28 protein-coding genes and 1 pseudogene are annotated in these 26,440 nt (G+C 63.2%); 10 read left to right on the top strand and 19 right to left on the bottom strand.

Translation table 11 applies throughout. From position 1 onward, the window contains the following. Positions 1–184: 184 nt before the first annotated feature. Complete coding sequence (locus R3F42_06100; protein ID MEZ5541598.1) at positions 185–1,687, top strand: peptidylprolyl isomerase; 1,503 nt, start codon at positions 185–187, stop codon at positions 1,685–1,687. A gap of 184 nt (positions 1,688–1,871) precedes the next feature. Here R3F42_06100 and R3F42_06105 read toward each other — a convergent pair whose 3' ends face one another. Continuing rightward, entirely contained in the window at positions 1,872–2,450 is a 579-nt protein-coding gene (locus R3F42_06105; GenBank protein ID MEZ5541599.1) for a TlpA disulfide reductase family protein, read from the bottom strand. A gap of 571 nt (positions 2,451–3,021) precedes the next feature. Between R3F42_06105 and R3F42_06110 the strand changes: the two genes are divergently transcribed. After that, complete coding sequence (locus R3F42_06110) at positions 3,022–3,546, top strand: VPLPA-CTERM sorting domain-containing protein (GenBank protein MEZ5541600.1); 525 nt, start codon at positions 3,022–3,024, stop codon at positions 3,544–3,546. Between the two features lie 244 nt (positions 3,547–3,790). Here R3F42_06110 and R3F42_06115 read toward each other — a convergent pair whose 3' ends face one another. Next, a complete protein-coding gene (locus R3F42_06115; protein ID MEZ5541601.1) occupies positions 3,791–4,972 on the bottom strand; it encodes a HupE/UreJ family protein in 1,182 nt (393 codons plus the stop codon). A 240-nt stretch (positions 4,973–5,212) separates the two neighbouring features. On the opposite strand from R3F42_06115, the gene R3F42_06120 reads away from it, so the two are divergent. Together R3F42_06120 and R3F42_06125 are read left to right on the top strand one after the other, a co-directional pair. Further along, complete coding sequence (locus R3F42_06120; GenBank protein MEZ5541602.1) at positions 5,213–7,153, top strand: 5'-nucleotidase C-terminal domain-containing protein; 1,941 nt, start codon at positions 5,213–5,215, stop codon at positions 7,151–7,153. A gap of 460 nt (positions 7,154–7,613) precedes the next feature. Next, positions 7,614–8,042 (top strand): hypothetical protein, encoded by a 429-nt coding sequence (locus R3F42_06125; GenBank protein MEZ5541603.1) that lies wholly within the window; start codon positions 7,614–7,616, stop codon positions 8,040–8,042. A 78-nt stretch (positions 8,043–8,120) separates the two neighbouring features. Here the strand turns inward: R3F42_06125 and soxA are convergent, their stop codons facing one another. From soxA to R3F42_06155, 6 genes are all read right to left on the bottom strand, one after another. Further along, positions 8,121–8,957, bottom strand: a complete 837-nt coding sequence (soxA, locus tag R3F42_06130; protein MEZ5541604.1) for a sulfur oxidation c-type cytochrome SoxA — start codon at positions 8,955–8,957, stop codon at positions 8,121–8,123. A gap of 50 nt (positions 8,958–9,007) precedes the next feature. Then, on the bottom strand, positions 9,008–9,319 hold the full coding sequence (gene soxZ, locus R3F42_06135) for a thiosulfate oxidation carrier complex protein SoxZ (protein ID MEZ5541605.1): 312 nt from the start codon (positions 9,317–9,319) through the stop codon (positions 9,008–9,010). Positions 9,320–9,371: 52 nt separating this feature from the next. Beyond that, positions 9,372–9,836: a thiosulfate oxidation carrier protein SoxY gene (gene soxY, locus R3F42_06140; protein MEZ5541606.1), complete on the bottom strand. Its 465-nt coding sequence runs from the start codon at positions 9,834–9,836 to the stop codon at positions 9,372–9,374. A gap of 33 nt (positions 9,837–9,869) precedes the next feature. Next, positions 9,870–10,193, bottom strand: coding sequence for a sulfur oxidation c-type cytochrome SoxX (gene soxX / locus R3F42_06145; GenBank protein ID MEZ5541607.1), 324 nt, complete (start codon positions 10,191–10,193; stop codon positions 9,870–9,872). Between the two features lie 105 nt (positions 10,194–10,298). Then, on the bottom strand, positions 10,299–10,634 hold the full coding sequence (locus R3F42_06150; GenBank protein ID MEZ5541608.1) for a SoxXA-binding protein: 336 nt from the start codon (positions 10,632–10,634) through the stop codon (positions 10,299–10,301). A gap of 130 nt (positions 10,635–10,764) precedes the next feature. Beyond that, entirely contained in the window at positions 10,765–12,207 is a 1,443-nt protein-coding gene (locus tag R3F42_06155) for a M48 family metalloprotease (protein ID MEZ5541609.1), read from the bottom strand. Positions 12,208–12,417: 210 nt separating this feature from the next. Here R3F42_06155 and R3F42_06160 point away from each other — a divergent pair, with 210 nt between their 5' ends. After that, on the top strand, positions 12,418–12,648 hold the full coding sequence (locus R3F42_06160; GenBank protein ID MEZ5541610.1) for a sulfurtransferase TusA family protein: 231 nt from the start codon (positions 12,418–12,420) through the stop codon (positions 12,646–12,648). 99 nt (positions 12,649–12,747) lie between these two features. Here R3F42_06160 and R3F42_06165 read toward each other — a convergent pair whose 3' ends face one another. After that, entirely contained in the window at positions 12,748–14,091 is a 1,344-nt protein-coding gene (locus R3F42_06165; protein ID MEZ5541611.1) for an OmpP1/FadL family transporter, read from the bottom strand. A gap of 288 nt (positions 14,092–14,379) precedes the next feature. Between R3F42_06165 and R3F42_06170 the strand changes: the two genes are divergently transcribed. Both R3F42_06170 and R3F42_06175 read left to right on the top strand, forming a co-directional pair. Continuing rightward, the gene (locus R3F42_06170; protein ID MEZ5541612.1) at positions 14,380–15,786 is read left to right on the top strand and encodes an outer membrane protein transport protein; all 1,407 of its coding nucleotides are present in this window, start codon (positions 14,380–14,382) and stop codon (positions 15,784–15,786) included. A gap of 109 nt (positions 15,787–15,895) precedes the next feature. Continuing rightward, entirely contained in the window at positions 15,896–16,885 is a 990-nt protein-coding gene (locus tag R3F42_06175) for a nitrilase-related carbon-nitrogen hydrolase (protein MEZ5541613.1), read from the top strand. 17 nt (positions 16,886–16,902) lie between these two features. On the opposite strand, the gene R3F42_06180 is transcribed toward R3F42_06175, so the two are convergent. The 7 genes and pseudogenes from R3F42_06180 to R3F42_06210 all read right to left on the bottom strand — a co-directional run bounded on the left by R3F42_06180 (position 16,903) and on the right by R3F42_06210 (position 22,290). Further along, positions 16,903–17,202, bottom strand: a complete 300-nt coding sequence (locus R3F42_06180; GenBank protein ID MEZ5541614.1) for a M48 family metallopeptidase — start codon at positions 17,200–17,202, stop codon at positions 16,903–16,905. 127 nt (positions 17,203–17,329) lie between these two features. Further along, a pseudogene (locus R3F42_06185) lies at positions 17,330–17,686 on the bottom strand (M48 family metalloprotease). 303 nt (positions 17,687–17,989) lie between these two features. Further along, positions 17,990–18,874, bottom strand: coding sequence for a DMT family transporter (locus R3F42_06190; protein MEZ5541615.1), 885 nt, complete (start codon positions 18,872–18,874; stop codon positions 17,990–17,992). Between the two features lie 248 nt (positions 18,875–19,122). After that, positions 19,123–19,887 (bottom strand): hypothetical protein, encoded by a 765-nt coding sequence (locus tag R3F42_06195; protein ID MEZ5541616.1) that lies wholly within the window; start codon positions 19,885–19,887, stop codon positions 19,123–19,125. 187 nt (positions 19,888–20,074) lie between these two features. Further along, positions 20,075–20,293 (bottom strand): SlyX family protein, encoded by a 219-nt coding sequence (locus R3F42_06200; GenBank protein MEZ5541617.1) that lies wholly within the window; start codon positions 20,291–20,293, stop codon positions 20,075–20,077. Positions 20,294–20,316: 23 nt separating this feature from the next. Then, complete coding sequence (gene purT, locus R3F42_06205; GenBank protein MEZ5541618.1) at positions 20,317–21,498, bottom strand: formate-dependent phosphoribosylglycinamide formyltransferase; 1,182 nt, start codon at positions 21,496–21,498, stop codon at positions 20,317–20,319. A 129-nt stretch (positions 21,499–21,627) separates the two neighbouring features. Further along, positions 21,628–22,290, bottom strand: a complete 663-nt coding sequence (locus R3F42_06210) for a ferritin-like domain-containing protein (GenBank protein ID MEZ5541619.1) — start codon at positions 22,288–22,290, stop codon at positions 21,628–21,630. Positions 22,291–22,383: 93 nt separating this feature from the next. Between R3F42_06210 and R3F42_06215 the strand changes: the two genes are divergently transcribed. From R3F42_06215 to R3F42_06225, 3 genes are read left to right on the top strand one after another with little or no spacing between them, the layout of a single operon-like run. Then, positions 22,384–23,040, top strand: a complete 657-nt coding sequence (locus R3F42_06215) for an SRPBCC family protein (protein ID MEZ5541620.1) — start codon at positions 22,384–22,386, stop codon at positions 23,038–23,040. Between the two features lie 13 nt (positions 23,041–23,053). Next, complete coding sequence (locus tag R3F42_06220) at positions 23,054–23,623, top strand: hypothetical protein (GenBank protein ID MEZ5541621.1); 570 nt, start codon at positions 23,054–23,056, stop codon at positions 23,621–23,623. Continuing rightward, complete coding sequence (locus R3F42_06225) at positions 23,620–24,132, top strand: redoxin domain-containing protein (GenBank protein ID MEZ5541622.1); 513 nt, start codon at positions 23,620–23,622, stop codon at positions 24,130–24,132. The genes R3F42_06220 and R3F42_06225 overlap by 4 nt, the downstream gene beginning before the upstream one ends. A gap of 36 nt (positions 24,133–24,168) precedes the next feature. Here the strand turns inward: R3F42_06225 and R3F42_06230 are convergent, their stop codons facing one another. From R3F42_06230 to R3F42_06240, 3 genes are read right to left on the bottom strand one after another with little or no spacing between them, the layout of a single operon-like run. Next, entirely contained in the window at positions 24,169–24,774 is a 606-nt protein-coding gene (locus R3F42_06230; protein MEZ5541623.1) for a DoxX family membrane protein, read from the bottom strand. Between the two features lie 41 nt (positions 24,775–24,815). Then, complete coding sequence (locus R3F42_06235; GenBank protein MEZ5541624.1) at positions 24,816–25,589, bottom strand: putative DNA-binding domain-containing protein; 774 nt, start codon at positions 25,587–25,589, stop codon at positions 24,816–24,818. Then, positions 25,573–26,439, bottom strand: a complete 867-nt coding sequence (locus tag R3F42_06240) for a DUF692 domain-containing protein (protein ID MEZ5541625.1) — start codon at positions 26,437–26,439, stop codon at positions 25,573–25,575. The genes R3F42_06235 and R3F42_06240 overlap by 17 nt, the downstream gene beginning before the upstream one ends. Position 26,440: the final 1 nt, after the last annotated feature.

Below are 26,440 nucleotides of genomic sequence, written 5' to 3' on the forward strand. Positions count from 1 at the left end.
CCAGGACTCTCCCGCTGCGCCGGTGCGGGCAGCGGGAGTGCGTCAAACCGAATGGAGGGGAATTCCGTTCCCCTCCATTCTTCACGCTAGGGCAACGATGATTTCCGGCTGCTGACTCGGGTGCCATGCACCGGCGCCGGATCTGCTCCGGGAACAGGAATTTCGAGCGAAGAGGGTAATAATAATGAAGCTAGTGAAGCTGTTGTTCGTTGTGGTGAGTGCATTACTCATGCTTCCGGTCACTGCGACCGCAACCGTGGCCCGTGCCGCCGACGCGCAGGACCAGGCCGCTCCGGCCAATGACGTGATCGCCAAGGTCGGCGATCAGACCATCACCTTCAGCGAGGTCAATACCGCGCTGAACAGTTCGGCAGTAGTCGGCATTTCCATACCCGCCCTGGGTACGCCGGAACGTGACACCGTGCGGATCACGCTGCTGGACAAGTTCGTCAGTATCAATCTGCTGTATCTGGATGCGCTCAAGCACGGGATTGACAAGGAAGCGCAATACGCCAAGGCTGTCGGCCGTTTCTCCAATGCCGTCCTGGCCGGTCTCTATCGCCAGCACTACATGGCGGGGGACATCCAGGTCACCGAGGATGAGATCCAGGCCTACTTCAAGGACAACGTGATGCCGGGTACGACACTGGACGATAATGCCAGGACCCAGATCGAGGCGGCGTTGCGGCGGCAGAAACTGCACGCACAGATGGCGAGCGCGGACAAGTCCTTGCGTGACGGGATCAAGATCGTGGTGCACGAGGAGAATCTCGACAGCAAGGGGGATGGGCAGCGTGCCGCCGATGCCCCGTTGGCCGAAGTCGGTGCGGAGACGATCACCTGGGGCGAGGTCGATGACAAGATCATCGCCGCCGGCAAGGGTGCGGTCATTGCGGATCCGCTTGCCTTCGAGGACCCGGCGCGCCGGGATGCCCTGGAGCGCGAAATCGATCTGCGCATCCTGGCGCAGAAGGCCAAGGCGGCCGGCCTCGAGGCCGATCCGCTCTACCAGCAGCGGCTTGGCGAATACCGCAAGACACTGCTGATCAACCAGTACCGTGAACGGCTGGCACAGCAGATGGAGCCCACGGAGGTGGAACTCAAGGCCTATTACGAGGCCAATCGCGGCCGCTTCGTGATTCCGGAGGCACGCAAAATCCAGATGGTCGTCGTCAAGACCGAGGACGAGGCCAAGCAGCTCAAGGAGCGGATCAAGGCCGGCGAGCTGACCCTGTACGAGGCGGCGCGGGATCACTCGATTGCCGCGAATGCCGCGCAGAATCTGGGCGAGGTCGGCTGGGTGAATCAAGGCGAACTGGCGCCGGCACTCAACGAAGAGGTCTTTCTGCTGGAGCCGGGAGAAATCGGAGGCCCGGTCGAATCGCCCGCCGGCTGGCACCTGGTCGCGGTACAGGAGATGAAAGAGGCCAGGTACACGAACTTCGGTGAAGAGACCACGCGCAAGCTGACCCGGCGCAGTTACCTGCACGACAAGATCAATGCCTATACCGCGGAGCTGCGCAAGAACGAGTTCCCGGTGGAGGTCTACCAGGAACGCCTCGTCCAGCTTGCCCAGCAGGAGGCCGACATGGTGAAGTCGCTGGCCGAGCAGTCCAAACAGCCCGGTTCGGTCACCCAGAAACGCCTTGAGGAAATGCAGGAGCTGATGCATCAGCCGTCCATGTAAATCCCTCAGGCCACGCGCCGCACCCACGGGCCAACCCGGTAGTCGGGCTGGCCCGTTTCGTTTGTGGCAGCCATGCCGGCAGGCTGATGTACCTGCCGCACGCGGCGGTGCGGACAGGCCGGCGGCACTCTGCGTGTTGCGCGGATAGCCGGCGCCACACGCGAGACGCTGGCACATAACCGAATCAGTCCGGGACTGCCGCTGCCTCGATACCCGCCTGCTGCCCGGTTGCCGGCGGGGAATCAAACATCGCCTCGATCGCCTGGATCATTTCCGGCGAGTCCCACCCGCGCGGCCCGTAGGCGACATACCGGATCCTGCCTGCACCGTCGATCAGAAAGGTCGTCGGGTAGAACGTGACCTGCCAGTCCGCAGCGGTGGCGCCCTCCGCATCCAGCAGCATCGGGAAGGTCAGCTTGAGCCGGCTGGCGAAATTCCACACCTTGCCGTGCGTTTCGCCGACATTGACCGCGAGGATCGCAAAGGGCTTGCCGTCCATCGCCTGCTGCAGCCGCTGCAGGCTCGGCATCTCGATCAGGCAGGGGCCGCACCAGCTGGCCCAGAAGTTGACCAGCACCACCTGCCCGCGATATTCCTGGAGCGAGCGGGTGGTGTGACCCAGATCCTCCAGCTCGAATGCGGGCGGCACATCGTCGAGGTCCTGGTAAGGGTCCAGCAATCCAGCCTGCGTCGCGCCGGGCAGGCCCAGACACAGCAGCAGCAACAGCGCAGCGAGACCCGTCAGGTTCGCCTTGTCATTCATCGGGTCGCTCCCCCGGCATCCCTCGATGCCTGTCAATCATCGTCGCTCTGCAACCACTATATCATCCGTTCCGCATCGGTCCGAAGCTTGCGCTGCGGTACGCGGATCGGGCGCGGCGGTAATCCGGAGCTGGCATGTTCAGCAGACACTGTCGGATATCATTACGCCGCCCGGCCGTCGAGATGTCCTGATGTTCGCGTTGCAACTATATGAAATTGCAAGATATTAATGTCGCTACCGGCGATGTGTCAGCCGCGGGTGTCAAAACCCTGTTGGGATTCTTTACGACAGCAATTCCCCGAACAAGTTAAGTGAATTTTAACCTTCTGAATCAGATATGTATTTGATCTCTGGTACAGAACTTGCAAATTGGACTGTAAGGCCGGATTCGCTCGGACGAGTTTGTCATATATAACAACATGTACACGGATTTCGAACAAAATATCACATACTCAAACATTTACGGGGGTATTATCAGATGCGGAACACAATCTCCAGAATCATAACAACGGCAGTTCTGGCTGCAGGTATGCTGGCGGGCGGTATTTCTGCCAAAGCCGCAACCATCTATATGACACCTGAGCAACAGTTCGTGGCGGATAATGCCTCCTTCTCGGTCGATATCATGGCAACAGGCCTGCCGCAGTTTACCGTCGGCGGCGCGATCGATATCTCCTGGAATCCGGCTGACATGACGCTGACTTCCGTCCTCATGGCAACCACGGACCCCTTTGACAGCAACGGCCAGTTCACCGGTTCCTGGGATCCGGAGTCCTCGTCGCTTACCGGTCCGGGTACCGTCAGCACCGGTGCGATCACCGGCATGTTCGTCGGCAGCTTCCTCGGCGTTTCCGGCGACCAGGCAATCGCGCGTCTGATCTTCACCCTCGGCTCCGGCGTGTCCAATTCCTCGATCAGCCCGACGCTGGCGATTCAGGGCGGCACCTGGGCTGGCGTGGATGCCGGGAACAACGTATTCACTTTCGCGAACACCTACATCGGTGCAACGATCAATCCGGTACCGGTGCCTGCCGCGGTCTGGCTGTTTGGCAGCGGCCTGCTCGGTCTGGTGGGTGTGGCTCGTCGGCGCGGATAAGCGGTTACAAGCAGAGCTGCAGGCAAACCACCACTCGTTTCACGCTCATTCAGGGGCCGCCATTGAGGCGGCCCCTCTTTGTTTCCAGCTGAACCGAATTTTCGTCGCAGTCCTTCGGGGCCGGGTGGTTGCGGCGCCGGGCTGCGTTATTCCCCATTCATACGGCCAGGGCAGTCCTGCCCGCCGCGCCATTCGCGATCATCGATAAGGTCCCAGCCGTGTGAAATTGCTACGATAGGCTCGACTAGATCACGATGCGGTCATAGGTCCAGTACAGGCCGACCGCCGCGATTGCCAGCGAGCCGCTCACCACGATGACCTGCCGGTACCAGTTGCGGTTGGCGAACCACAGGCCGACCGCGAGAAAGGCCAGCGAGATGATGGCGAGCTGGCCGAGTTCGACGCCAACGTTGAAGCTCAGCAGTGCCGTGAAAAAGGCGTCATCCGGCATACCGAAATCCTTCAGCATGCTCGCGAACCCCATGCCGTGCAGCAGACCGAACCCGAACACCAGCGCCAGGCGGCCGCGGTGCAGGGTGCGGATGAAGACGTTCTCGATGCCGATCCATGCGATCGACAGCGCGATCAGCGGTTCGACGATAAAGGCGGGCAGGGAGAACACGCCGCTCATCGACAGCCCCAGGGTAATGGTGTGGGCCACGGTGAACATGGTCACCTGCCAGAGCAGCGGGCGCAGACTGACGCTGAGCAGGAAGATGCCCAGGATAAACAGGATGTGGTCGAGGCCGCGCGGCAGGATATGGTCGAATCCTGCGGCGAGGTAAGTGCCGATGACGGCGCTGACCGGTTGCCGGGTAAAGACCTCGGCGAGTGAAAACGGTGCGCTCGTCTCATCCTTGCGTAGCCACTGCCAGTCAGACCAGTGCCACTTTTCGTTGGTCTCGTCGACCTGGCGCACGCGTACCGCGTTGTCACCGAAGGCCTGGGGATAGTACCAGCGCACGCTTTGCACGCTGCGCTCGATTGCGCCTTCCAGGTAGATGACGCTGATGCGCGGCACCTTGGTATAGCCGGGTTCCGGAATTTCCACGCGCGTGACCGTCAGCGGCACGGGCTGGTCATCGAACAGCAGCCGCACTTCCTGTGTGAAGCGATCCTTGAAGGGCGCGAACGCCGCCTGCAGCTCCGGCGCCTGCAGCACGCGCAGGGCATCGTATGCCTCTGCGTTCGGGGCCTCCTGGGTATTGCGGTAGCGGCTGTTGATACCCGTCAGCAGGGCCTCGATGCTGGCGCGGACTTCAACCTGATAGGTGCCGTTGGTATTGATGCTGATCTCGACGAGCGCCGGCTTGACGACGTCCGCCTGCGCGCGCGCGCTGCATCCGAGCAGGGCGGCGCACACTAGCGCCAGCAGCAGCCAGGAAGTGCAGTCAGAGCAGCCATGCTGCGGATGCGCAGGGTTCACACGCGCGGGCCTGCTGCGAAGGCAACATACCCGTCGCCATATAAGCATGCCGTAAAACACTGAAATTCCATGATTCGGCTGTAATTTTCGGATTCGCTGTTCTATCATTTCGTGGCACGCGCCGGGGATACCCTGGCGACCGCAGCCGGACCTGGTGGGAGGGACGGGGCGGAAAGTCATTACGCCATGCCGCTAGTGTAATGCGTATGTGTTCCGGACGAAAACAATACCAGGTGACCTATGCCTCCATTTGACCGTCGAGAGTTTCTCAAGATTCTGGGCGCCGGTGCCGCCGCATCGACCGGCCTGTTCGCATGCAGCAAGACAGACAACGGCCCCCCCGCGGCGGCGAAGATGCCGGCCGGATCGGCTGATCCGCTGGCCGGTTTCTATGATGTGCCGATGCGCGGCAACGCCCGCATCCTGCATATCACCGATGTCCATGGCCAGCTGAAACCCGTGTATTTTCGCGAACCGAACGTCAATCTCGGCATGGGCGATGCCTACGGGCGACCGCCGCACATCGTGGGCAAGAAGTTTCTCGATTACTTCGGCCTGCAGCCGGCCACGCCCGAGTCCTACGCCTACACCTATCTGGATTTCGACGCGGCCGCGCTCAAGTACGGCCGTACCGGCGGCTATGCGCATCTCAAGACCCTGCTCGACATGCTGCGTCAGCAGGCCGGTGGCCGCGAGCAGACCCTGACCCTGGATGGCGGCGATCTGTGGCAGGGTTCCGGCACCTCGCTGTGGACACGCGGGGTCGACATGGTCGAGGCCTCGAACATCCTTGGCCTGGACGTCATGGTCGGGCACTGGGAATTCACCTATCGCGAGGCCGAGGTGCTCAACAACGTGGCGCTGTTCAAGGGCGATTTCATCGGCCAGAACGTGCGCGTCAAGGAGGATTCGCTGTTCGGTGACGAGTACGCAAAACTGGTCGAGAAATACGATGGGCGCGGTCTTTACGACGAGGATAGCGGACACGCCTTCCAGCCGTACGTGATCAAGAACGTCGGTGGTGCGCGTATCTGCGTGGTCGGTCAGGCCTTCCCGCGCACCGCCAACGCCAACCCGCAGGAATTCTTCCCGGACTGGTCCTTCGGTCTGCGCGAGGACGACATGATCGAGCTGGTCCAGAAGATCCGCGCGGACGAGAATCCGGATGCCATCGTGCTGCTGTCGCACAACGGCATGGACGTCGATGTCAAGATGGCGGAACGCGTGCCCGGCCTGAACGCGGTCTTCGGCGGGCACACGCACGACGGTATCCCCAAGCCGATCGAGGTGAAGAATGTCGAGGGCCACACTTGCTTGGTGACCAACGCGGGTTCCAACGGCAAGTTCGTCGGCGTGATGGATTTCGATATCCAGGACGGCAGCCTCAAGGGCATGCATTACCGCATGCTGCCGGTCATCACGGACATGCTGCCGGCAGACAAGGAGATGGAGGCGTACATCAACCAGATGCGCCAGACCACCTATGACGAGAAGATCGTCGAGAGCCGTGCAAGCAAGTATTTCTTCAACAAGGACCGGGTCGGCAAGACCTTCGAGCAGATCCTGGGCGAGAAGCTGGCCATCGCCGACCGCCTGCTGTACCGGCGCGGCAATTTCATGGGGACCTGGGACCAGGTCCTGTGCAATGCGCTGCGGCATGAGTACGGGGCGGACGTCGCCATGTCTGCGGGAGTGCGCTGGGGCACTACGACCCTGAAAGGCGAGTGGATCACCATGGAGGACGTCATGACGCAATGCTCCATGACCTACGCGGAGACCTACGTCACGGAGATGACCGGACACGACCTGATGAATATCCTGGAGCAGGTGGCGGACAACCTGTTCGACCCGGATCCCTATCTGCAGTCCGGTGGCGACATGGTGCGGGTCGGGGGCCTCGATTACACCATCGATCCCACCAAGCCGCTGTACGAGCGCATCACCGATGCGCGCCTGGACAACGGGCACCTGATCGAGGCCGACACCGTCTACAAGGTCGCCGGCTGGGCCTCGGTTGGCAAGGCCCCGGACGGCCGCCTGATGTGGGATGTGGTGCGAGACTATATCCTCGCCACCAAGGGCGAGGATGACGTGCTGGTCCTGCCCAAGATCAATCACCCGAAACTGGTCAATGTCGCGGCCGACCCGGGGATCGCCGATTACCCGGGCGAAATGTCCTGAAGCCGGCCGGCATCGGCAGTATCGGAGGCCCCGCCATGAGCGGGGTCTTTTTTCTGGCGTATGCCTGCGATATCCGTCGGCGCTGCGCAGCCGGTTCCGCTGCCGGCACGCCACCATCCAGCCGTACGTCTCTGTGACGGCGGTGGTGCGGGCGCCGTCCGGGTACGGAAAAAAAGAAAGCCCGACCAAGGGCCGGGCCATTTACGGAGACGGATAAAATCTCATCCGTTGCAGCTAACATAACCGCAGCGGGCTTACAGAAGGCTTACAGATCTGCAATTCGCTTCCTGCAGGCGGCGGGTTACAGCGGAATCCGATAATAATATAAATAAAATCAATTAATTTCATGCTTCTGCGGTAGGCGCCGGCAGGCACTGCGGCGACACAGACGGCTTGACCCGCAGAGTTTAGACTAGAACGGCGGGCAGTCAACACCCTGCCTGCCCGGAGGGAGCCTGCCATGAACTTCGCCCTGCCACTCGTCATCCTGTTGCTGCTGCACGCCGGCTTTGCCCTGGCGGGGGCCTATGCCCTGCCGCACCTGGACAGCGCCATGCATCTGGCGGGCGGATTTTGCCTGGGTCTGTTTTGCGCCGGGCTGCTAGACCGCGCGGTCGCGCTGGGACGCTGTCCCGAACCCGGTCGGCTCATCCGTTTCGTGCTGCTCGTGGCCCTGGTCGGTACCGGTGCTGTCTGCTGGGAGGTCTACGAATGGCTGTCCGATCATTATCTCGCAACGCATCTGCAGGAATCCCTGGATGACACGATCAAGGATCTGGTCCTGGGCCTGCTTGGCGGGGCGGGGTATGCCTATCTGGCCGTGCGTGCCCTGGATGCGGCGGGGACAGCCGAGGAGGCGGGATCGGGCGGCAGCCGGCCGGCAGGCTAGGGCATGCCGCGGCCGACCGGGATCCGGCAAAAAAAAGCCCGGCTGGTGCCGGGCTTTTCCGTTGCCGGTAAGGCGCGGTTACTTGCGTGAGCCCGGACCATTGATCTCCAGGCCGTTGCTCATGTAGGCCTCGTAATACTCCAGTGCGGTGTATTCCGGACCCTGGGCCTTGTACGGCTTGGCACGCACCTGCTTGTTGCAGCCGTCGTAACGACGGTGCAGCGTGCCCAGTTCGCCCCATGCCGAGCGGTAGACCGGGAAGTGGGTCACGTGGCCGAGCGCGGGGCTGAGGATGTCGGCACGCACCTTGTTGCCCGAGTTGTATACGTGACAATCCGCGCAGGCCATGTTCAGCTGGCCACGCTTGGCGTAGAACTGCTGCTTGCCCTGGTCGTAGATCGCCTGCGCACGTGGGTCGTTCGGTACCTCGACGTTGAGGATCTTGCCCCGGGACGTGTAGTGCATGTAGGCCGAGATGTCCGCGATGTCACCCTTCTTCCAGCCCAGCGGCTTTTCACCGTTGGCCTCGCGGCAGGTGTTGATGGCCGCTTCCAGGGTGATGACCTTGCCGGAGGCCTTGTCGAAGAACGGATAGCGGTTGGCAATGCCCTCGCCGCCATTGTCAAAGCAACTGGCATAGGTCTTGCCGTTCGCGAACGGTGTGTTGAACAGCGTCTTGCCGTGCTCGAGGCTCAGTTCGTAAGGCGGGAATTCCTCGATCTCCTCCCACTGGGCGCGGGCGTCGGCATCGAGTGCATACACGCCGTTCTTGTAGTCACTGAAAGGCACTTTCGGGAAACGCTTTTCGAAGAATTTTCTGAACGTCTTCAGATCATCCTCAGGGCTGGCCTGGACCGGTGCCGTGAAGGCGCTGATCAGGCCCAGTACCAGTGTTGCAGTCAGGAGTTTTTTCATTGAATGGATCCCCTAGGTTCAATAGGCAGTTGTCCGGTGCGGCAGGGCGGTTACTTGATCTCGGTCTCGTCGGAGTCCTTCTCGCCCTTGTTGTCGACCCAGCTGAGTCCGACCTTGTCACCGGCGGCGCCTCCCTTGAAGCTGAAGGAGAGATACGGGTTTTTCGAGATCGCGGCGCCCCAGCTTGCCGTCATCACGGTGTTGCCATTGTGGCTGCAGACAACTTCCTGGATGAAGTGGGCCGGGATCTTTTCGCCGGTCTTGGCATCCTTGCGGGTACCGGTTTCCATCGGGTGGCTGATGAGCGCCTTGACCGTGGTGACACCGTCCTTGGCACTGGCTCTGAGTTTGATGCTTGACATGGTTTGTCCTCTTTAATCCGCTGATGCTGTAAGGGTGGCTTGCGTGCGCAGGCTAACCGCCACAACCACCGATGGTGACCTTGACTTCCTTGCCGGTGCTGTAGAGCTTGCCACCCGACTTGACGATCGCAATCACGCTGGAGGTCTTGCCCATCTTGATGCGGGTCGAGATGTCCGGGATGGCCGTCGCACCCAGTGCGAAGCTGGCCGTCATGGGATTCTGGTTCTTTTCGGTGACGATGGTGATGGATTCGACGTCAGCCATGTCAGTCGAGACCGAAACCGGGACGACGGCGCCGTTTTCGGCGATGTCGGGGGCCTTGATCTTGATCTTGTCACTGGCGGCAAGGTCAGCGCTGCCGAAGAAACTGGTCAGGGCGCCATTGACGTCCTTCGCCTCGAATGCCTCCTTGGCCCAGGCAGCCAGCGAGGCGCGCGGGGTGAGCAGGCCGGCACTGGCGGCAACGCCCAGAGCGCCGGTGGCCAGCGAACCCTTGAGGAATATTCTGCGTTTCATGCTAGTCACGGATGTCTCTCCTGAATTTGGTTGCTAGAGTGTATAGATGTAATCGACGACTTGGTCGATCTGCTCTTCGGTGAGAATCTTGTGACGACCGAAGGGCGGCATGATGGTGTTCGGGTTGTTCACGGTCGGATCCCAGATCTGTGCACGCAGCTTGGACTTGTCCGGGAAGCGCAGCTTCATGCTGATCAGCGGGGGACCGATGTTGCCGGGCAGGTCGCCGTCGTCGACGGCATGGCAGGCCAGGCAGTTACCCAGTTTGCGATCGAAGGCGACTTCCTTGCCCGGGGCAGCAGCCTCGGCCGCGCTCGCGCTGGAGAACGGGACAGCCAGCAGAGTGCCCGCGATCACAGCAACCGAGCATGCTGATAAGAGTAGCTTCGTAGCGGTTTGCCGCATTGTTTCATCTCCTGGATTCATGTTGTAAAGCCTGAGGATTCGCAAGCCACGCAGCGGTTACAGCCCGCGCGGATGCGCCTTCTCGTAGTTGTACTGTGCCACGGCGTTATCGGCTTCGTCCTTGGCCTTGTTGGCAAGCTTGATGGCCACTGCATTGTCGCCCTTGTCGGCTGCGGCCTGCGCCTCTTCGGCAAATTTTTCGGTATCGCGCCAGATCCAGTTGTTTGCCTTGGCTGCCTTGATGGCCGAATTCGCGGCAGCGAGCGCCGCCATGGCTTCGGGGCTGGCCTTCGAGTCAGAGGACGCCTTGTTGGCCGTGCCGGCACAGCCGCTCACCAGCCATAAAGACATGACCGCGGTTGTCAGCAGCCTGAGGGGGTAGCGTGTCTTCATGAATTAACTCCGATTAGGTTAACGAGGGTCTAACTTGCAGAGTTTGAATAATTATTATTTAGTCTTGGCAAAGTAGCATCGCCACTTTGGCAGGTCAAGCCATTGTTTCTTATTGTATTAGTATTACTGACTATTCTAATTCTTCGGCCTTCTGCAGCTCCTTCAGGACCGTGATGCGCGCCTGGATGGTGGCGGCCTGGTAATCGCTGAGACCCTCGGTCTTCTCTGCAAGTTCCAGCTGCTCGATCGCCTTCTTCGTATAACCGTTGAGGTAGTAGTACTGACCCATGGCGGTATGGGTCTGTACCGGACGGTTGGTCTGTCCGGCTGCTTGCGCCAGCAGCTTGTGCACCTGCGGATTGTCCGAGTGGGCGCTGGCGTCGGAGAGCAGGGCGTAGGCCTGCTCGGCGCGCGCGCTGGCCAGCAGCGATCCGGCGTAGGGAATGATCACGGTCAATTCGCCCGGATACAGCTGCAGGGTGTCCGCGTAGATCGCCTGCGACGCTGTGAAACGCTGCAGTCGGTCGAGCACCCCGGCCTGCGCCAGCCGGTAGGTGACCCGGTCCGGGTCGGACTTGCGCAGCTGTTGCAGTATCGCGATCGCATCCTCGGACCGCTCGTTGGCGGCCAGCAGCAGGGCATACTCGTAGCGCTCGGCAGCCGAGGTGCCGCCGCCCTGGCCGTGATAGCGCTGGAAGTCGGCCAGTACCTGACCTGCATCCTGGTACGTGTTCACGCGCAGGCGCGCTCGCAGCAGCTGGAATTCGAGATCGTCCGCTATCTCGATACCGCTGAATGCCGCGGCGCGCGTCTCGGCCTCGGCGATACGGGCGGTGGTTACCGGGTGCGTGCTGAGAAATTCGGGCGGCTGGGTGCCGTAAAGCTTGGAATTCTTCTGCAGGCGTTCGAAGAAGCGCGCCATGCCATTGGGGTCGAAGCTGGAGTCGGCGAGGGTCTGGATGCCCACCCGGTCGGCTTCCTGCTCGTTGGCCCGGGTGAAGTTGATCTGTTGCTGCAGGCTGGCGGCCGAGGTCGCGGTCAGCACGGCGGCGCCGGCCTGGCTGTCCTGGGTGCCGAGCAGGATCGCGGCCAGAATGGCGGCCGTGGTCGGCAGGCTGAGCTTGTCGGCTGCCTCGAACGCGCGAGCCAGGTGGCGCTGGGTGACGTGGGCGATTTCATGCGCCAGTACGGCGGCCAGTTCGCTTTCCGATTCCGCGGCCAGGAACAGGCCCACGTTGACACCGATATGACCGGCCGGTCCGGCGAAGGCGTTGATACGTTCGTCGTTGACCAGGAAGAAGGTGAATCCGTGGCCGGGATTTTCGCTGTGCATGGCCAGCCGATGGCCGAGATTCTGCAGGTAGCTGGTGGTTTCGGTGTCGTCCAGGATCAGGTCCGACTGGCGCAGTTCGCGCATGAAGGCGGCGCCCAGCGCCTGGTCCTGTTGCGGACTGTAGAGCCCGCCCGCGGCCTCGCCGAGACTTGGCAGATCGTCGAAATCCGACTGGGCGGGGGAAGTGTTGCACAGCAGGGCCAGGGTCAGGCCTGCCAGCATTCGGAGTGCGCGTGTCATTTAAACCGGGTTTAACCTCATGATGTTCCGTCTGACAGAGAAATACCCTCTCGGTTCAGTCCTTATCCCGTCCCGGGGCGCTAATTTTCCCTTCCCGGGACTTGCCTTCCGGGGCGCGTTAGCATAAGTTATCGTCCCTATTCTAATATCATAATCAAAGATCCGCAGTGCCGGGTCTATAAAGAAGCAGTCACTAACAGGAGAGACACAATGGCGGACTTTGATGAGGAACTGGATGCAACCGGGCTGAACTGCCCGCTGCCGATTTTACGTGCCAAGAAGGCCCTGAATGGTATGGAGAGTGGCAAGGTGCTGCGCATCATCGCCACCGATCCGGGTTCCGTGAAGGATTTCGAGGCCTTCGCCAAGCAGACCGGTAATGAGCTGATGTCGTCGACCGAAGAGGGCGGCAAGTTCATGTTCCTGATGCGCAAGGGTTGAACACTTCCGAGCGGGTCGGTCTCCGACAGTTCGGTATCAGGCAAACAAAAACCCCGGCCACTGGCCGGGGTTTTTGTTTGTGTGCAACGCCGCCGACAATCAGAACTGCCAGTTCACCTGGGCGCTGAGGATGTCGACCGAGGCGTCATACTCGCCGTTGATGCGGTGCAGGCCCTCGGTGAACGGGAACGACGAGGAGTAGGCATCGGTACTGTTGATGCGGGCGTTGTCGATGAACAGATGGGCGTAGCCGAAGTCGAAGCTCAACGCGCTCGAGAGCTTGTAGCCGGCACCCAGCGCCAGCCAGGTGCGGTCCTCGTCCGGCAGGGCGGCCAGGCGGAATTGCGAGCTGGGTATCGGGTTCTTGTCCAGCGCCAAGCCGCCGCGGAACGTCCAACGATCGTCATACTTGTAGCTCGCGCCAACCGAATAGCGGAAGGTGTCCTTCCAGTTGAGCGGTATGGTGCCGGTGGAGCCGCTGCCGCTGCGCAATACCAGCGATTGCAGCTTGTTCCAGTTCGTCCACATGACGTCCGCCATGACCGCCCAGTTCGGGTCGATTTCATGGTAGGCGCTCAATAGCATGGAGCCGGGCAAGGAGACGTCAGCCGCTGCGCTGTTGCTCGGTGCCACGGCGCTGGTCGAGGTGAAGTCGCCTTTCAGATTCACGTCCACCCCGGAGCGATAGGCAAACCCGAAACGGGTATGCTCCGAGGGCTCCAGCAGGATACCGACGTTCCAGCCGAAACCCCAGTCATCGACATCATACTCGCCGAACTGGTCGGACAAGCCAGGGAACCCCCCGAAGTAGCCATCGTCGATGACCAGCTTGTAAATGAGGTTGGCATACATGGCGCTGACGCCGGCACCGATCGTCACATGATCGTCGACCTTATAGGACAGCGTGGGATTCAGGTTGACCGTAGTGATGTCCCCTTCCGTGCTGGAGTAGCGACCGACCCAGCCAGTGCCGTACTCGGTTTTCAGGCCAAACGGCACGTTGACGCTGATGCCGAAATTCCAGCGCTCGTTCAGTTCCTGCACGTAGGTGAAATGCGGCACCACGCCGGTAACGCCCGCATCCGTATCATTGTCCGCGCCGGGACTGATGGTCGGATTGGCCGGGAACGGAAATGGCACGCCGGGGTTGTCGTACAGGGAATTGTATTGCGCGCTACCGTTGAATTCGGTTTGCGGCACTACGACGTGCATTCCGGCCGACAGCTGCTTGCCGTCCAGTCGCGACATGCTGGCCGGATTGAAGAACACCGTGGAGGCGTCTGCGGCTATCGAGCCGGCGCCGGCATAGGCGGTACCCATGCTGCTGACGCTCTGTTCGATGAGCGCGAAACCGCTGGCAAACGCGTTGCCCATTGCCAGTGACAGCAGCCCAGCGGTACCGAGCGCGCAGCCGCGACGAACAGCGGGTTGGAACATGGCCATCGTGATCTCCTCTCCAGGTTGTATAGCTGACGGGGAGCACACGATGATCTCAATACAGCCGGATCGATACACCGATCCGGTGTCCGTCGTGCCTGACCGTGGTCAGCCCCCCTGCACTGTGTTGCATACACTACTGCACATGCTGTGCTTATACAACAGTTTCGGTTGACAACCAGATAACCCTTTGTCAAAGTGGCCGCAACCGGCGCGCGTGGTTGTAGTTGTTACACGACAATAAGAACTCGAATGGCGCGTGCGAGACACTAATCACCAGCGAGGAGCAAAGCTATGAAACGAACCCCGGGGTTATATCGTGCTGCGGTATTCGTCAGTGGCATGGTCTGTACTTCGATCGCCACTGCCACGACCGGCTATTTCGCGCTGGGTTATGGTGCCAAAGCCATGGGCATGGCGGGTGCCGTCGTTTCCAATCCCCAGGACTCCATCGCCGCGGCAACCAATCCCGCCGGCATGGCGCTGGTCGGTGAACGTGTCGATGTCGGTATCCGTTTCTTCAGTCCGATCCGCGAGGCCGAGATAACGACATCCGCGGTCGGTGCCGGGTCGAACTTCGGCACGCCGTTCGACGTCGCTGACCAGAGCCGCCGCAACATGCACTACATTCCCAACGCCGGCTATACCAGCAGGATCAACGACCGGCTCTACTGGGGTATCAGCGTTTACGGCAATGGCGGCATGAATACCACCTATGACCGCAACCTGTACGATCAAACGGCTGCCGTCCTGTTCAATCCCAGCGGCCCCGGCGCAACCCCCGCCGGCGTGGGCACCGGCGCCCCGCAGACCGGCAAGCTCGGCGTGGATCTGGCACAGGTGCTGTTTACCCCGACTATCGCCATGAAGCTCAATGACCGGCATGCCGTGGGCGCCACGCTGATCATCGGATCGCAACGCTTCAGTGCCCGGGGTCTCGGGAACTTCCAGTGTCTGACCACCGACGTGCAGGCGAACCCGGCAGGGTGTGCCACAGGCTATCCGGTAACGCCGTCCGACGGTCTGACCGACAACAGCAGCGACATCACCTACGGTGCCGGTGTGCGCCTCGGCTGGATCGGCGAAATCACTTCCACCGTGACGCTGGGGGCGACCGTTGCCAGCAAGGTCTACATGAAGGAATTCGGCGATTACGACAACCTGTTTGCCGAACAGGGTGATTTCGATGTCCCGGCAAACTTTGCCGTCGGCGCCACCTTCAAGGCCACGCCGAAGCTGAAGCTTTCACTGGACTTCCAGCGCATCCTCTACGAGGGCGTTAAATCGCTGTCCAATCCCGGCCCGGTTGCCAGTGCCTTTGGTCCGGTGCCGAACCCGCCGACAACCGGTTTCCTCGGCGCGGACAACGGCCTGGGTTTCGGCTGGGAGGATATCAACGTCTATCGCATCGGCATGGAGTATGCGTATGACAGCAACTGGACGCTGCGTGCCGGACTGGCCGTGAACGATCAGCCGATCCCGAAAGACGAGGTGCTGTTCAACATCCTGGCGCCGGCCGTGATTGAAAAGCATCTCACGCTGGGTTTCACCTATCAGCCGGATGGGAGCAGCGAGTGGAACTTCGCCTACATGCATGGCTTCGAGGAGAGCATCACCGACGACGCGACCGCGTTCGGTGTGCCCGCGACGATCAAGATGTATCAGAACTCGGTGGATATCAGCTACTCGAGAAAGTTCTGACAGCAGGCGGCAGGTCCGTGTTCAGCAAGGCCATCCCGTGGGATGGCCTTTTTTTTGCGCCGGCCGGTGGCGGTCGTCAAACGCGGCGGGAACGGGCACAATAATCACCATGATCCAGCGTTACTACGCCGCCGCCTGCCAGACCGATTTTGCCTGTCCGGCGACACGCGCCGAGATTGGCGCGCGCACGACGCACATGTGTACCCTGGCGGAGCAGGCCATTGTCGGCTACGAGCCGTTTCACGACGTGCGTCTGCTGGCGTTCCCCGAGTTTGCGCATGCCGCGCCGATCTACGACAGCGTGGCGAAGTTGCGCGACCGGCTGGCGCTGCCGGTACCCAACGAGCATACCGACCGCTATCACCGGCTGTGCCGGGAATACGGCTGCTATATCCAGACCGGCACCTTCCTGGAGGCCGATGCCGACTATCCCGATGCGGTGTTCAATACCACGGTGCTGGTGGGGCCGGGCGGGGTACTGTCGAAGTACCGCAAGGTCAATCCCTGGATACCCTGGGAACTGCATGCGAGCCCGCATGATATCGCCGACTATCCGGCAGAGCCGTTCCCCGTGGTGGAGACGGAGCTCGGTCGTCTCGGCGTCGCCATCTGCTACGACTGGCTGTTTCCCGAGGCGATCCGCCAGATTGCGTGCAATGGTGCCGAGGTGATCATCCGCGTCTCCGCCTACATGGACCCCTGGGGCGCGACGCCCCCGCTGGACTGGTGGACGCTGTTCAACCGGGCGCGCGCCGTCGAAAACAGCGTCTTTGTGGTGGCGTCCAACCAGGGCGCCAGCCTGGGTCACTATCCGCCGTTTTCCTGGCCGGGCGGCAGCATGGTGGTCGATTACGACGGCCGCATCCTGGCGCAGGCGGATGCCGGTCCCGGCGAAAAGGTGGTGGTCGCGCCGGTCGATATCGCTGCATTGCGCCATGAGCGTGAGCGCAGGACCGGGCACGACATGCACGCGCATCTGCGCAGCACCATGTATCCCTACCTCGGGCAGCAGTATCTCGCGCCGGCAACTTCACATCCGCTCACGGCGGACGAGATCCGCGTGCGCATAGCGCAGGCCAAGCCGCGCACCCGCAGGTGAGCGCGCTGGCGCGGCCTTCACGGCCTGCAGTTCGGTTTTCTGCCCAGTTGCAGCGCACGCTGTTGCAGCTGCATGGCGGCGGGGATGCGCCGGGTGAGGTCGTCGATGCGCGAACTATGCGAGGGATGGGTGGACAGGAACTCGGGCGGTTGGCCGTCGCTGGTGCGATTCATGTTGCTCCAGAGCTGCGTGCTCTCGCGCGGATCGAAACCCGCTTTCGCCATCAGGTCTAGGCCCAGCATGTCGGCCTCGCTTTCCTGCAACCGGCTGTAGGGCAGCAACACGCCGTACTGCGCGCCCACGCCCAGCAGTCCCATCAGTGTCTTGCCGGTGCCGCTGGTCGGGTTCGGCGACGGCATTGATCAGCCTGCCAAGTCCCTGCTCGACGGCGAACTGCTGCGAGACCCGTTCATTCGAATGCCGGGCCTGGACATGGGCCACCTCGTGCCCGATCACGGTGGCGAGCTGATGCTGGTTGGTGGCGACCTTGAGCAGGCCGGTGTTGACGCCGATCTTGCCGCCCGGCAGGGCGAAGGCGTTGGCACTGTCGTCCTCGAACACGACGACCTCCCAGTTGCCGCCGACCTCGCGGGTGATGGCATTGGCCACGCACTGGACGAACTGGTTGGCGCGGCGGTCGGCGGATACCGGTGTCTTGCCCTTGATGCTGGTGAAGGCCTGCAGTCCCATCTCGTTCATCTGGTTGTCCGGCATCAGCATCAACTGATTCCTGCCGGTGGGCGAGGTCGGGCAGGCGGCCAGTGTCAGGCCGACAAGTAACGCGATGAAACGGACAGGCATAACGGGCACCTCCAGGTTTGCTGCCGGGATTATAAACCGCCCGGCCAGCGTGCAGCACCGCCCGGCCGCGACGGGCCGGAATGTGCCCGCTCTACGTCGGTCCGCGGCCGGGCAGCTGTTTCGGGATTGCGCGCGTACCGCATGGCTGTGCAGCAGGGCACTCGACGCGCGCAGTCAGTGCAGCGCCGCCGGCCACATGGCGGGCGCACGCCCTTGGGGAGCGGGCGCTTTCCGCTCCTGTCCTGCTGGGCGCGCGCTTGCCGCGCCGTGCCCGCCGCGGTCGCTGCCACGGGGTATGTTCGGTCAGGAGCCGGCCAGCCGGCCGGGCAGGTGCTGACCGTACTCGAACAGCAGCAGGCCGCCCAGTATGGTGGCGGTGCCGAACCAGGTCTGTGCCTGGATCGCTTCGCCGTTCAACAGGCTGCCGAGCAGCAGCGCGAGCACCGGTGTCAGCAGCGTGATCAGCGCGACCCGGGTCGCCTCGACCCGCCGCAGGATGTAATAGTACAGGGCGAAGCCGAGCACCGAGCCGATGATGCCGAGGTAGGCGATCGAGGCGGCAGCACGCAGCGGTACATGTCGCGGCAGGGACTCCCCGGTCAGGGCGCATACCGTGAGCAGCAGAATCACGGCCACGGCGAGACTGCCGATGGTGGTCGCCAGCGCCGGTATGTCCGCAGCGATACGCTTGACGGCGATGGCACTGGCCGAATAGGCGGTTACCGACAGCAGCATGCCCGCGACTCCCAGCATGGCGTCGGGACCCAGCGCGCGCGAGCCGGTTAGCATCACCGCAAGACCGGCGATGCCGAGCAGCAACCCGACGGTGCGCGCCGGTGTCAGCGCGGTTTCCTGCAGCCAGAAATGCGCCATGGCACCGGTCACCATCGGGGCGATGCCGAACAGCACCGAAATCCAGCCCGAGGGAATATAGCGTGCCGACCAGTACACCAGGGTCATGGCGCAGAACAGGCCGAGACCGGCGGCCAGGTAGGTGCGGCGTGCCGCGGTATGCCAGGGCAGGCTGATCCTGAACAGGGCCGCGACCGCCAATCCGGTGAATACGCCAATGCACATGCGCGTCGTGATGCCGAACAGCCAGCCGACCTCGTCGCCGCTCCACTGGATGGCCAGTGGCGTGGTCGACCAGATCAGGATCACTCCGATGTAGGCGGCCGGGATGGACACGACATTCTCCTTCAGTTGATGGTCGCAGTAACGAAAAAGGCCGCAGGGTTTGCACCGTGCGGCCTTGGGAATTACTCAGTTGCTGCAGCTGTTATCCGTTCACTGCACCCGGTTTCCCGCATCCGCACGCGGCCGTCCGCCATGCCGGCAGTCGGCGCACGGGTGTTGCGATGCAGTGCATGAAACGGTTGTACATGCTGCCGAGTGTTTCAGAGGCGCGCAACGGTGTCAAGCGGTATGCGCCTGGCTCATTCCGTCGGCTGCTTCACCAGCACGCGCAGTTTCACGATGTCACTGGTGCGGAAGGAGAAGGAAAAGTTCCCGCTGCGGTTGCGCTGGGCAAACTGCAGCCGGTTGCCGCTGGCGCCCGCCAGGCGATATTCCTTTTCCATGACATTCCTGCGCGTGACCTTGACGGTTGCGCCGATGTACTTGTGCGCTTCCGCCACGTCGATCGGGATGTAGACCAGGCGGTAGCCTGTATCATCCACGGATTTCACCTTTCTGCGCATATCCCGGTACGGCGCTTCCTCCGCGACCGGTTCATCCTCGATCTCGGTCGCCGGTGCGGGCTGCACGGCTTCCAGGGCCTCGTTGATCAACGCGTTGCGGGCGAATTCGGCCGCTGCGATGTCGTGCAGCACAAGTCCGGAGCGGTCCGCGAAGGTGAGGTTGGCCCGCAGAAAATTACTGGCATCGCGGCTGGCGATGGTATGCATGCGCATGCCCTGATGGACGCGCACCCCGGTGCGCAGCAGCTCCCAGCCGCCCCAGCTACCGAACAGATACAGTCCCAGGCCAAGGGTGACCAGGAACGCGCTGCCGTACAGCGTCAGTGGTTTCCTGGCCTGGCGCCAGTACCGGCGACCGAAGACCATGGCGCCGAGCGGCGAGAACAGCAGTACGAAGACGCCCCAGCCAGGATGCCTGCCGAAGGCGAGGATGGCGAGCCAGCACAGCGCGAGCAGGGTGATGACGGCGGAAACCTGGGCTGCCACGTCAATCAGATTCATCTGGATAGGTCCGGTCGGAATGCAGGTTGAGACGCTTCAACACCAATGTTCGACACCGCCGGCTGTGAGCTTTAGTCGGTGACGGAGTTGGCGTATTACACCGGCTGCCGGGTGGCAATAGTGTGATCGGGTTCACAAAACCGGCAGCGGGCTGCAACCCGGCTCGCGTGGGGGTGTGCGCTAGGTTCTAGTAATGCGGGGGTGGTGGCTCGGCATCCGTCGTGCCGGGATAGCCTGCGGCAAGTCCGCGCAACTGCTCCTCGAGACGCTGAATCGTCGCCGCCTGTGCACGCGACTGCTGTTCCTGCAGCAGCAGGGCGCGCGTCATTTCATCGAGGGCGGCCTCGAGGTGCATCAGGCGCACCTCGAGTGCCTCCATGCGCTGCTCCAGGGCCGGGACTGACATGGCGGGGCGGTTCCGGGCCTTGACTAGAGTTGCGGCCTGACCGCGTCCGCGGCCCGTTTGGCCTTGTCCAGGGCGGTAGCGATGGCGCTGGCGCGCGCCAGCGCCACGCCCATGCGCCGGTGCCCGGCGACTTCCGGCTTGCCGAACAGGCGCAGCTGGGTGTCAGGCTCGGCCAGCGCCGCCTCGAGGCCGGTATACGCAACCTGCTGCGAGTCACCCGTCACCAGGATTACGCTGGATGCGGACGGTCCGTGCTGGCGGATATTGGGGATGGGCAGGCCGAGGATGGCACGGGCATGCAGGGCGAACTGCGACAGGTCCTGGGAAATCATGGTGACCATGCCGGTGTCGTGCGGCCGGGGCGATACCTCGCTGAAGATCGCCTCGTCGCCGCGGATGAAGAGTTCGACGCCGAAGATGCCGCGCCCGCCGAGCGCCGCCGTGACCTTGCCGGCAATATCGCGCGCCTGCGCCAGCGCCTGTTCACTCATGGCCTGGGGTTGCCAGGACTGACGGTAATCGCCATCCACCTGGACATGGCCGATCGGTTCGCAATAGCTGGTACCGCCACTATGGCGCACGGTCAGCTGGGTGATTTCGTAATCGAATGCCACGAAGCCTTCCACGATCACCTTGCCGGCGCCACTGCGGCCACCCGCCTGGGCGTAGGCCCAGGCCGCGTCGATGTCGGCGCTTTCGCGCACGGTGCTCTGGCCCTTGCCAGAGGAACTCATGATGGGCTTGACCACGCAGGGCAGGCCGATCTCTGCGATCGCCGCATCGAACTCAGCGCGCGTGGCCGCGAAGCGGTAGGGGGAGGTGGCCAGTCCCAGTTCCTCGGCCGCCAGGCGCCGGATACCCTCGCGGTTCATGGTGAGGCGCGCCGCACGTGCCGTGGGTATGACCGTATAGCCCTCTGCCTCCAGGTCCACCAGCGTGTCGGTGGCGATGGCCTCGATCTCGGGGACGATGTAATGCGGCCGTTCCCGCTCGATGACGGCGCGTAGCGCCGCGCCGTCAAGCATGGAAAGCGTGTGGCTGCGGTGTGCGACCTGCATGGCCGGGGCGTTGGCATAGCGGTCGACGACGATCACCTCGACGCCGAGCCGCTGCAATTCGATGACGACTTCCTTGCCCAGTTCGCCGCCACCACAGAACAGCACGCGCGTGGCGCTGGGGGAGAGCGGGGTGCCGATGGTGGTCATGCCTGCATCCTGTGGCGGGTATCAAAAGGTGAGCGGATGATACCCGACCCGGTCGCCCGGCGCACAGCGTGCCGCCCTGTGGCGATGCGGTAACCCCTCTGGCCGCGGGCCCGGCCGCCGGTGCGCGCCTCAGGCGGCGAGCGGTTCGGCAACCTCGCGCAGGATGGCGTCCTTGCGTGCCAGCACGGCGTCGCACAGTGCCCCGAAGTCGGCACCCACCGCCTCGAACAGCATCCGCACGTCGACGCCTGTCGCCAGAAAGCGCTGCGTGAGTGCGCCGATACGATCCGGAATGCCCGCCAGGCACGCCGTGCGCCGCGCTGCCGGCAGTGCCGCCAGTTCCGCGCGCAGCCGCTGCAGGCCGAAGGCGATATGGTTGAGTTCGTCCGCGAGCGGGATGCGCAGGGACTCGCGCGTGCCCGGGTCGGCCAGCGGGACGATCTGTTCCACGGCGTCGCTGCCGAGGGCCTCCACGCCCAGGTACATGTCGATGAGAAAGTCCACCCAGTCCAGGCCACGGAAATGCCCGAGGATGGCCTGTTCCTGTGCCGCTGTCAGTACCGGGGTCCGGTCGGTGCCGAACGCCGTCATCCATTCCTGCTGGATGGCGACATGGCGGGATTCATCGCCGACCTGCCGGGCCAGGGCCAGGCGCGCGGCATCGTCGGGGGCGCGGCCGATGCGCTCGGCGCAAGCCAGCATGATCAGCCTGTCCACCTGGGTGTACAGGACCAGCAATCGGCCCATGGCGGTGCGGTACGCGTCACCGGGCCGAGTCTCTGTCTGCTGCATGGGATATCCTCCTGATTGAATATGCAGTCTTCCCGCCACGCCCGGCGGTAATCCGAGTATAGACAGCGGCAAGCGGTTTGCCAGATTGAGGCAATGAACGCGATGACACGACGCGTGGTCCTGTCCGGCCTGCTCCTGCTGGCGGCGTGCTGGGGCCGGGGGGGGCTGTGCGCGGGGCAGGATTGCGATGCCTGGACCGCGGTGCGCGAGACGGCCGAGGGCAGGCTGTTCCACCGCTGCCGGCCAGGGTCGCCGCTCGCGGCGGTCATGATCGAGACCCAGTTCCGGGCCGCCCCGGAACGGCTGTACGCCCTGGTCAACGACTACGCTGCCTTTGCGGATTTCATTCCGGACGTGGCCGAGAGCCGCGTACTCGCGGTCGACGGCGCGGTGCAGTGGGTCTACCACCGCCTGCATCTGCCGGGGCCGGTGGCGGATCGCGTCTATATCCTGCAGAGTACGGCCTCGACGCAGGGCGTGCCGCCCGTGGCCTGGCGGGTCGAGTGGACACTGGCGCAGCGCGCGTTTCCCGGCTTCGATGCCGGTGCGGGCGTCCGTCCCGACAGCCTGTCCGGTTTCTGGGAGATCGGGGCCGATGCTGCCGGCACGACGCGGGCGCGCTATGCTGTTCATGTCGAACCGGGAGGGCACCTGCCGGTCTGGCTGGTGCAGCGCATGACGGACCGTTATGTGCAGCAGGTGGTTGCCGCGGTCCGTGGCCGACTGGAGGAACGACGTGCACGCAAGTAGCCGGTACTGCAGTGTGATACTTGCTGGGCTGCTGCCCGCAGTCGGCGCCCTGGCCGGCGTGCGGCACACGGTCAATGCGGACAACGGCCTGCGCGGCTGGGAGTTCAGCGCGGGCGACGTCCAGATCGAACTGATCCAGCGCCTGCCCGACCAGACCCGTGCCCTGTTCATGAACCACGCATTCACGCGCGCGGTGATCGAGCAGCTTGCGCAGAGCTGCATGTTCCAGACGATCATCCGCAACACGGGCGCCTCGGGCAGCGGCCAGGCGGTGGGCATCGATCTCGCGCAGTGGCGCATGCAGCATGCGGGCAAGACCACCGGCATCCTGCTCAAGGAGCCGCTGCTGGATTCATGGAGCGCCGCTGATGCCAGCGACGCGGCGAAACTGGTGGTGCGCTGGGGCATGTTCCCGACCACGCAGGAATACCTGCCGAGCGACTACAATTGGGGCCTGACGGCATACGGGATCGCCCCGGGTTCGACATTCGATCTCGAGGTGACCTGGACCGAAGGCGATGTAGCGCACCGTGCGACCATCGAGAACATCGTGTGTGCGCCCGATGTCGAGCGACTGCAATGACCGACCTCATGTGGATTTCCCGCTGGTTACTGCTGGTGTGCCTGTTGGCGCTACCGGCGCAGGCGGAACAGCGGCTCACACCCGTACCCGGCAACGTGGCGGCACCGGATTTCGCGCTCGAGGACACGGAGGGAAAGCTGCATCGCCTGTCGGACTACCGCGGGCAGACCGTCATCATCAATTTCTGGACCACCTGGTGTCCACCGTGCCGCGAGGAGATCCCGTCCATGAATCGCGCTTGGCGGGTATTACGGGAGGAGGGCGTCGTGATCCTCGCCGTCAACGTGGGCGAGGACGCGGACACGATCTTCGTATTCAGTGCGGATTACCCGGCGGACTTCCCGCTGTTGCTGGATCGCGACGGCGCGGTGATCGCGGACTGGCCGGTCCGCGGGCTGCCGACCACCTACGTGGTTGCGCCGGACGGCACCATCGCCTACCGGGCCATCGGCGGACGGGAGTGGGACGAGGCCGGTTTCATGGAACAGATCCGGCGCCTGCGTCGGTGATCATGCCGGTCGGCGCTGTCGCGTCGCAGGGGTGTTTCAGCAGTGGCCCGGCTGCCGCCAGCGACGCGCGATCCAGTGGTCCACACTGAACCAGCGGCCGGCCCCGGTGAAGAATAATGCCAGCAGCATGATGAAGTAGGTGGCGGCGAACTCGATACCGTTTTTCAACACGGTGATATTGCCCGCTGCGGTCAGCCACGCATAGTCGCCGTGCTCGCGCAGGAGTTCCCGCGCCCGTTCCTTGCGGACGTTTGCCTCGTCGATCAGGTCGCTGCGCCACTCCCACGGCACCTGCAGCTCGGTCTCGGGCAGGGCGTGCCAGCCGTTGTCCCAGTGTGCGGTGACGGCGGCAACGGCCATGGTGAACATCAGCGGCAGGGCGAACCAGCGCACGGCGATGCCGGCAAGCAGAGCGATGCCGCCCGCCAGCTCGGTCAGCGCGGCGACGTAGACCATGAGCGCAGGCGCGGGTATGCCGAGCGACTCGAAGTAAGGCCCGAGATATTCGGCATGTGCGAGCTTGTTGGCACCGGCCAGGATGAAGACCGGCGCGAGGTAGATGCGCAGCGCCAGCGGGGCGAGGAAGTCGAGGCTGCGGGTGCGGTCGAGCAGGTCCTGCAGGCAGTTCAGGAAACCGGTCATGTGTTCCTTCCCGTCGGATGATTGCGGTGTCGCCGCAGGTCTCAGCCGGCGGCGGTCCGGGTTCCCGTGACGATGTCGCGTGCGAGCAGGTTGCGGAGGATGTCGTGGCCACCGCGGATCACCACCTCAGGTTGCGGGTGCGCCAGCTCGGTCGCTATCTGTTCCAGCATGCGCCGGCCGGTCGCGCCCGTGTCCGCCGCCAGCAGTTCCAGCAGGCGCTTGGTGACCGGATTGATCTCCATGAAGCCGACCGTGTCGTCCCGGGTGCGATAGACCACCAGCCAGGTGGGCTGACGCGCGTCGGCAGCCGGGATGAAATCGGGTCCAATGCGGTGCACCGGGTAGTCATATGCCAGCTGCCAGACCAGCGGGGACAGCGCGGGTGTGCCCTCGAGCAGGTCGCCGTCCGGATCGATATCCTGCAGGTCGATGTCTTCCTCGGCGACGGAAAGCGCGAGTTCGACCCATTCGTAGTGGGCGAGTTCGTACAGGAAGGGGTAGTCTCCCGCCCGCGGCGTGCGTTCCTCGCGCAGCCACGTCAGGAACTCGCGCGGGATGTCCAGGAACAGCGGGCTGTGCGAGCGGTGTGCGGCGAAGAACGCGCGTGCCAGCGCATGCCAGGCGTCATCGCCGTGTATCTTGCGCAGTACCGGGAAGGTGCCGCTGAGAAAGCTTTCCACGTTGTTGTAGAACAGCTCGCGGTAGATCGCCATGCGCCGGTCCTCGACATCGGGAGGTGCCGGACAGTGTTCCGGATCGCGGATGTGCGCGGCGAAGGCGTATTGCCGGCGGACGAACTCAGGCTGGCCGGCCACGTGCGGCCTCCCGGTCGGTACGCGCTGCCCACTTGGCCTGCAGCTGCGCGATGCGGTCCACCTCGCCGAGCAGCTCCGGCAGCGGCGGGATGTTGAAATCCCGTTCCAGCAGGGTCGGCACCACGCCGCAATGCGCGTAGGCCCGCTCCAGCAGCTGCCAGACCGGGTCTATGACCGGGCTGCCGTGACTGTCCACCTTCAGGTCGGCGGCCTCGTCGAAGTGGCCGGCCACGTGAAAGTAGACCACCCGTTCGGGCGGCAGCGCCGTGAGGAACCGTTCCGCGTCGTATCGGTGATTGATGCTGTTGACGTAGATATTGTTGACGTCGAGGAGCAGATCGCAGTCCGCCTCTGCCAGCACCGCATTGATGAAATCGATTTCGGCCAGTTCCTGTCCGGGTGCAGCGTAATAGGAGATGTTCTCCATGGCGATGCGCCGTTCCAGGATGTCCTGGACGCGGCGGATGCGTCCGGCCACGTGCTGCACGGCTTCCCAGGTGAACGGGATCGGCATCAGGTCATAGAGATGACCGTCGTCGCTGCAGTAGCTCAGATGTTCCGTGTAGCAGCGGATGCCGTGCTCGTCGAGCAGGCGCTTGACGCGTTGCAGAAAGGTTTCGTCGAGTGGCGCGGGGCTGCCGATCGACAACGACAGGCCATGCGCCACGAAGGGGTAACGCTCGGTGAACCAGCGTAACTGCCGGCCGAATCTGCCGCCGATGCCGATCCAGTTTTCCGGTGCGATCTCGTAGAAGTCGACATTTGCCGGTGGCTGGTCCTGCAGCGGACCCATGAGGGTCCGCCGCAGACCAAGACCGGAACCGCTGACGGGGTAGCGCTTGCCGTGCATG

It is taken from the genome of Pseudomonadota bacterium (assembly GCA_041395565.1).
Taxonomy (GTDB): Bacteria; Pseudomonadota; Gammaproteobacteria; order UBA9214; family UBA9214; genus UBA9214.

Bases quoted from the DNA above. Each gene is read 5' to 3' on its own strand.
- R3F42_06125 (MEZ5541603.1), top strand. From the start codon at position 7,614: ATGAACTTCGCCCTGCCACTCGTCATCCTGTTGCTGCTGCACGCCGGC.
- R3F42_06160 (MEZ5541610.1), top strand. From the start codon at position 12,418: ATGGCGGACTTTGATGAGGAACTGGATGCAACCGGGCTGAACTGCCCG.
- R3F42_06120 (MEZ5541602.1), top strand. From the start codon at position 5,213: ATGCCTCCATTTGACCGTCGAGAGTTTCTCAAGATTCTGGGCGCCGGT.
- R3F42_06165 (MEZ5541611.1), bottom strand. From the start codon at position 14,091: ATGGCCATGTTCCAACCCGCTGTTCGTCGCGGCTGCGCGCTCGGTACC.
- soxZ (MEZ5541605.1), bottom strand. From the start codon at position 9,319: ATGTCAAGCATCAAACTCAGAGCCAGTGCCAAGGACGGTGTCACCACG.
- R3F42_06110 (MEZ5541600.1), top strand. From the start codon at position 3,022: ATGACACCTGAGCAACAGTTCGTGGCGGATAATGCCTCCTTCTCGGTC.
- R3F42_06155 (MEZ5541609.1), bottom strand. From the start codon at position 12,207: ATGACACGCGCACTCCGAATGCTGGCAGGCCTGACCCTGGCCCTGCTG.
- R3F42_06105 (MEZ5541599.1), bottom strand. From the start codon at position 2,450: ATGAATGACAAGGCGAACCTGACGGGTCTCGCTGCGCTGTTGCTGCTG.
- R3F42_06210 (MEZ5541619.1), bottom strand. From the start codon at position 22,290: ATGCAGCAGACAGAGACTCGGCCCGGTGACGCGTACCGCACCGCCATG.
- R3F42_06230 (MEZ5541623.1), bottom strand. From the start codon at position 24,774: ATGACCGGTTTCCTGAACTGCCTGCAGGACCTGCTCGACCGCACCCGC.
- R3F42_06225 (MEZ5541622.1), top strand. From the start codon at position 23,620: ATGACCGACCTCATGTGGATTTCCCGCTGGTTACTGCTGGTGTGCCTG.
- R3F42_06170 (MEZ5541612.1), top strand. From the start codon at position 14,380: ATGAAACGAACCCCGGGGTTATATCGTGCTGCGGTATTCGTCAGTGGC.
- R3F42_06150 (MEZ5541608.1), bottom strand. From the start codon at position 10,634: ATGAAGACACGCTACCCCCTCAGGCTGCTGACAACCGCGGTCATGTCT.
- R3F42_06100 (MEZ5541598.1), top strand. From the start codon at position 185: ATGAAGCTAGTGAAGCTGTTGTTCGTTGTGGTGAGTGCATTACTCATG.
- soxA (MEZ5541604.1), bottom strand. From the start codon at position 8,957: ATGAAAAAACTCCTGACTGCAACACTGGTACTGGGCCTGATCAGCGCC.
- R3F42_06195 (MEZ5541616.1), bottom strand. From the start codon at position 19,887: ATGAATCTGATTGACGTGGCAGCCCAGGTTTCCGCCGTCATCACCCTG.
- R3F42_06180 (MEZ5541614.1), bottom strand. From the start codon at position 17,202: ATGGGACTGCTGGGCGTGGGCGCGCAGTACGGCGTGTTGCTGCCCTAC.
- R3F42_06200 (MEZ5541617.1), bottom strand. From the start codon at position 20,293: ATGTCAGTCCCGGCCCTGGAGCAGCGCATGGAGGCACTCGAGGTGCGC.
- R3F42_06215 (MEZ5541620.1), top strand. From the start codon at position 22,384: ATGAACGCGATGACACGACGCGTGGTCCTGTCCGGCCTGCTCCTGCTG.
- R3F42_06175 (MEZ5541613.1), top strand. From the start codon at position 15,896: ATGATCCAGCGTTACTACGCCGCCGCCTGCCAGACCGATTTTGCCTGT.
- soxY (MEZ5541606.1), bottom strand. From the start codon at position 9,836: ATGAAACGCAGAATATTCCTCAAGGGTTCGCTGGCCACCGGCGCTCTG.
- R3F42_06240 (MEZ5541625.1), bottom strand. From the start codon at position 26,439: ATGCACGGCAAGCGCTACCCCGTCAGCGGTTCCGGTCTTGGTCTGCGG.
- purT (MEZ5541618.1), bottom strand. From the start codon at position 21,498: ATGACCACCATCGGCACCCCGCTCTCCCCCAGCGCCACGCGCGTGCTG.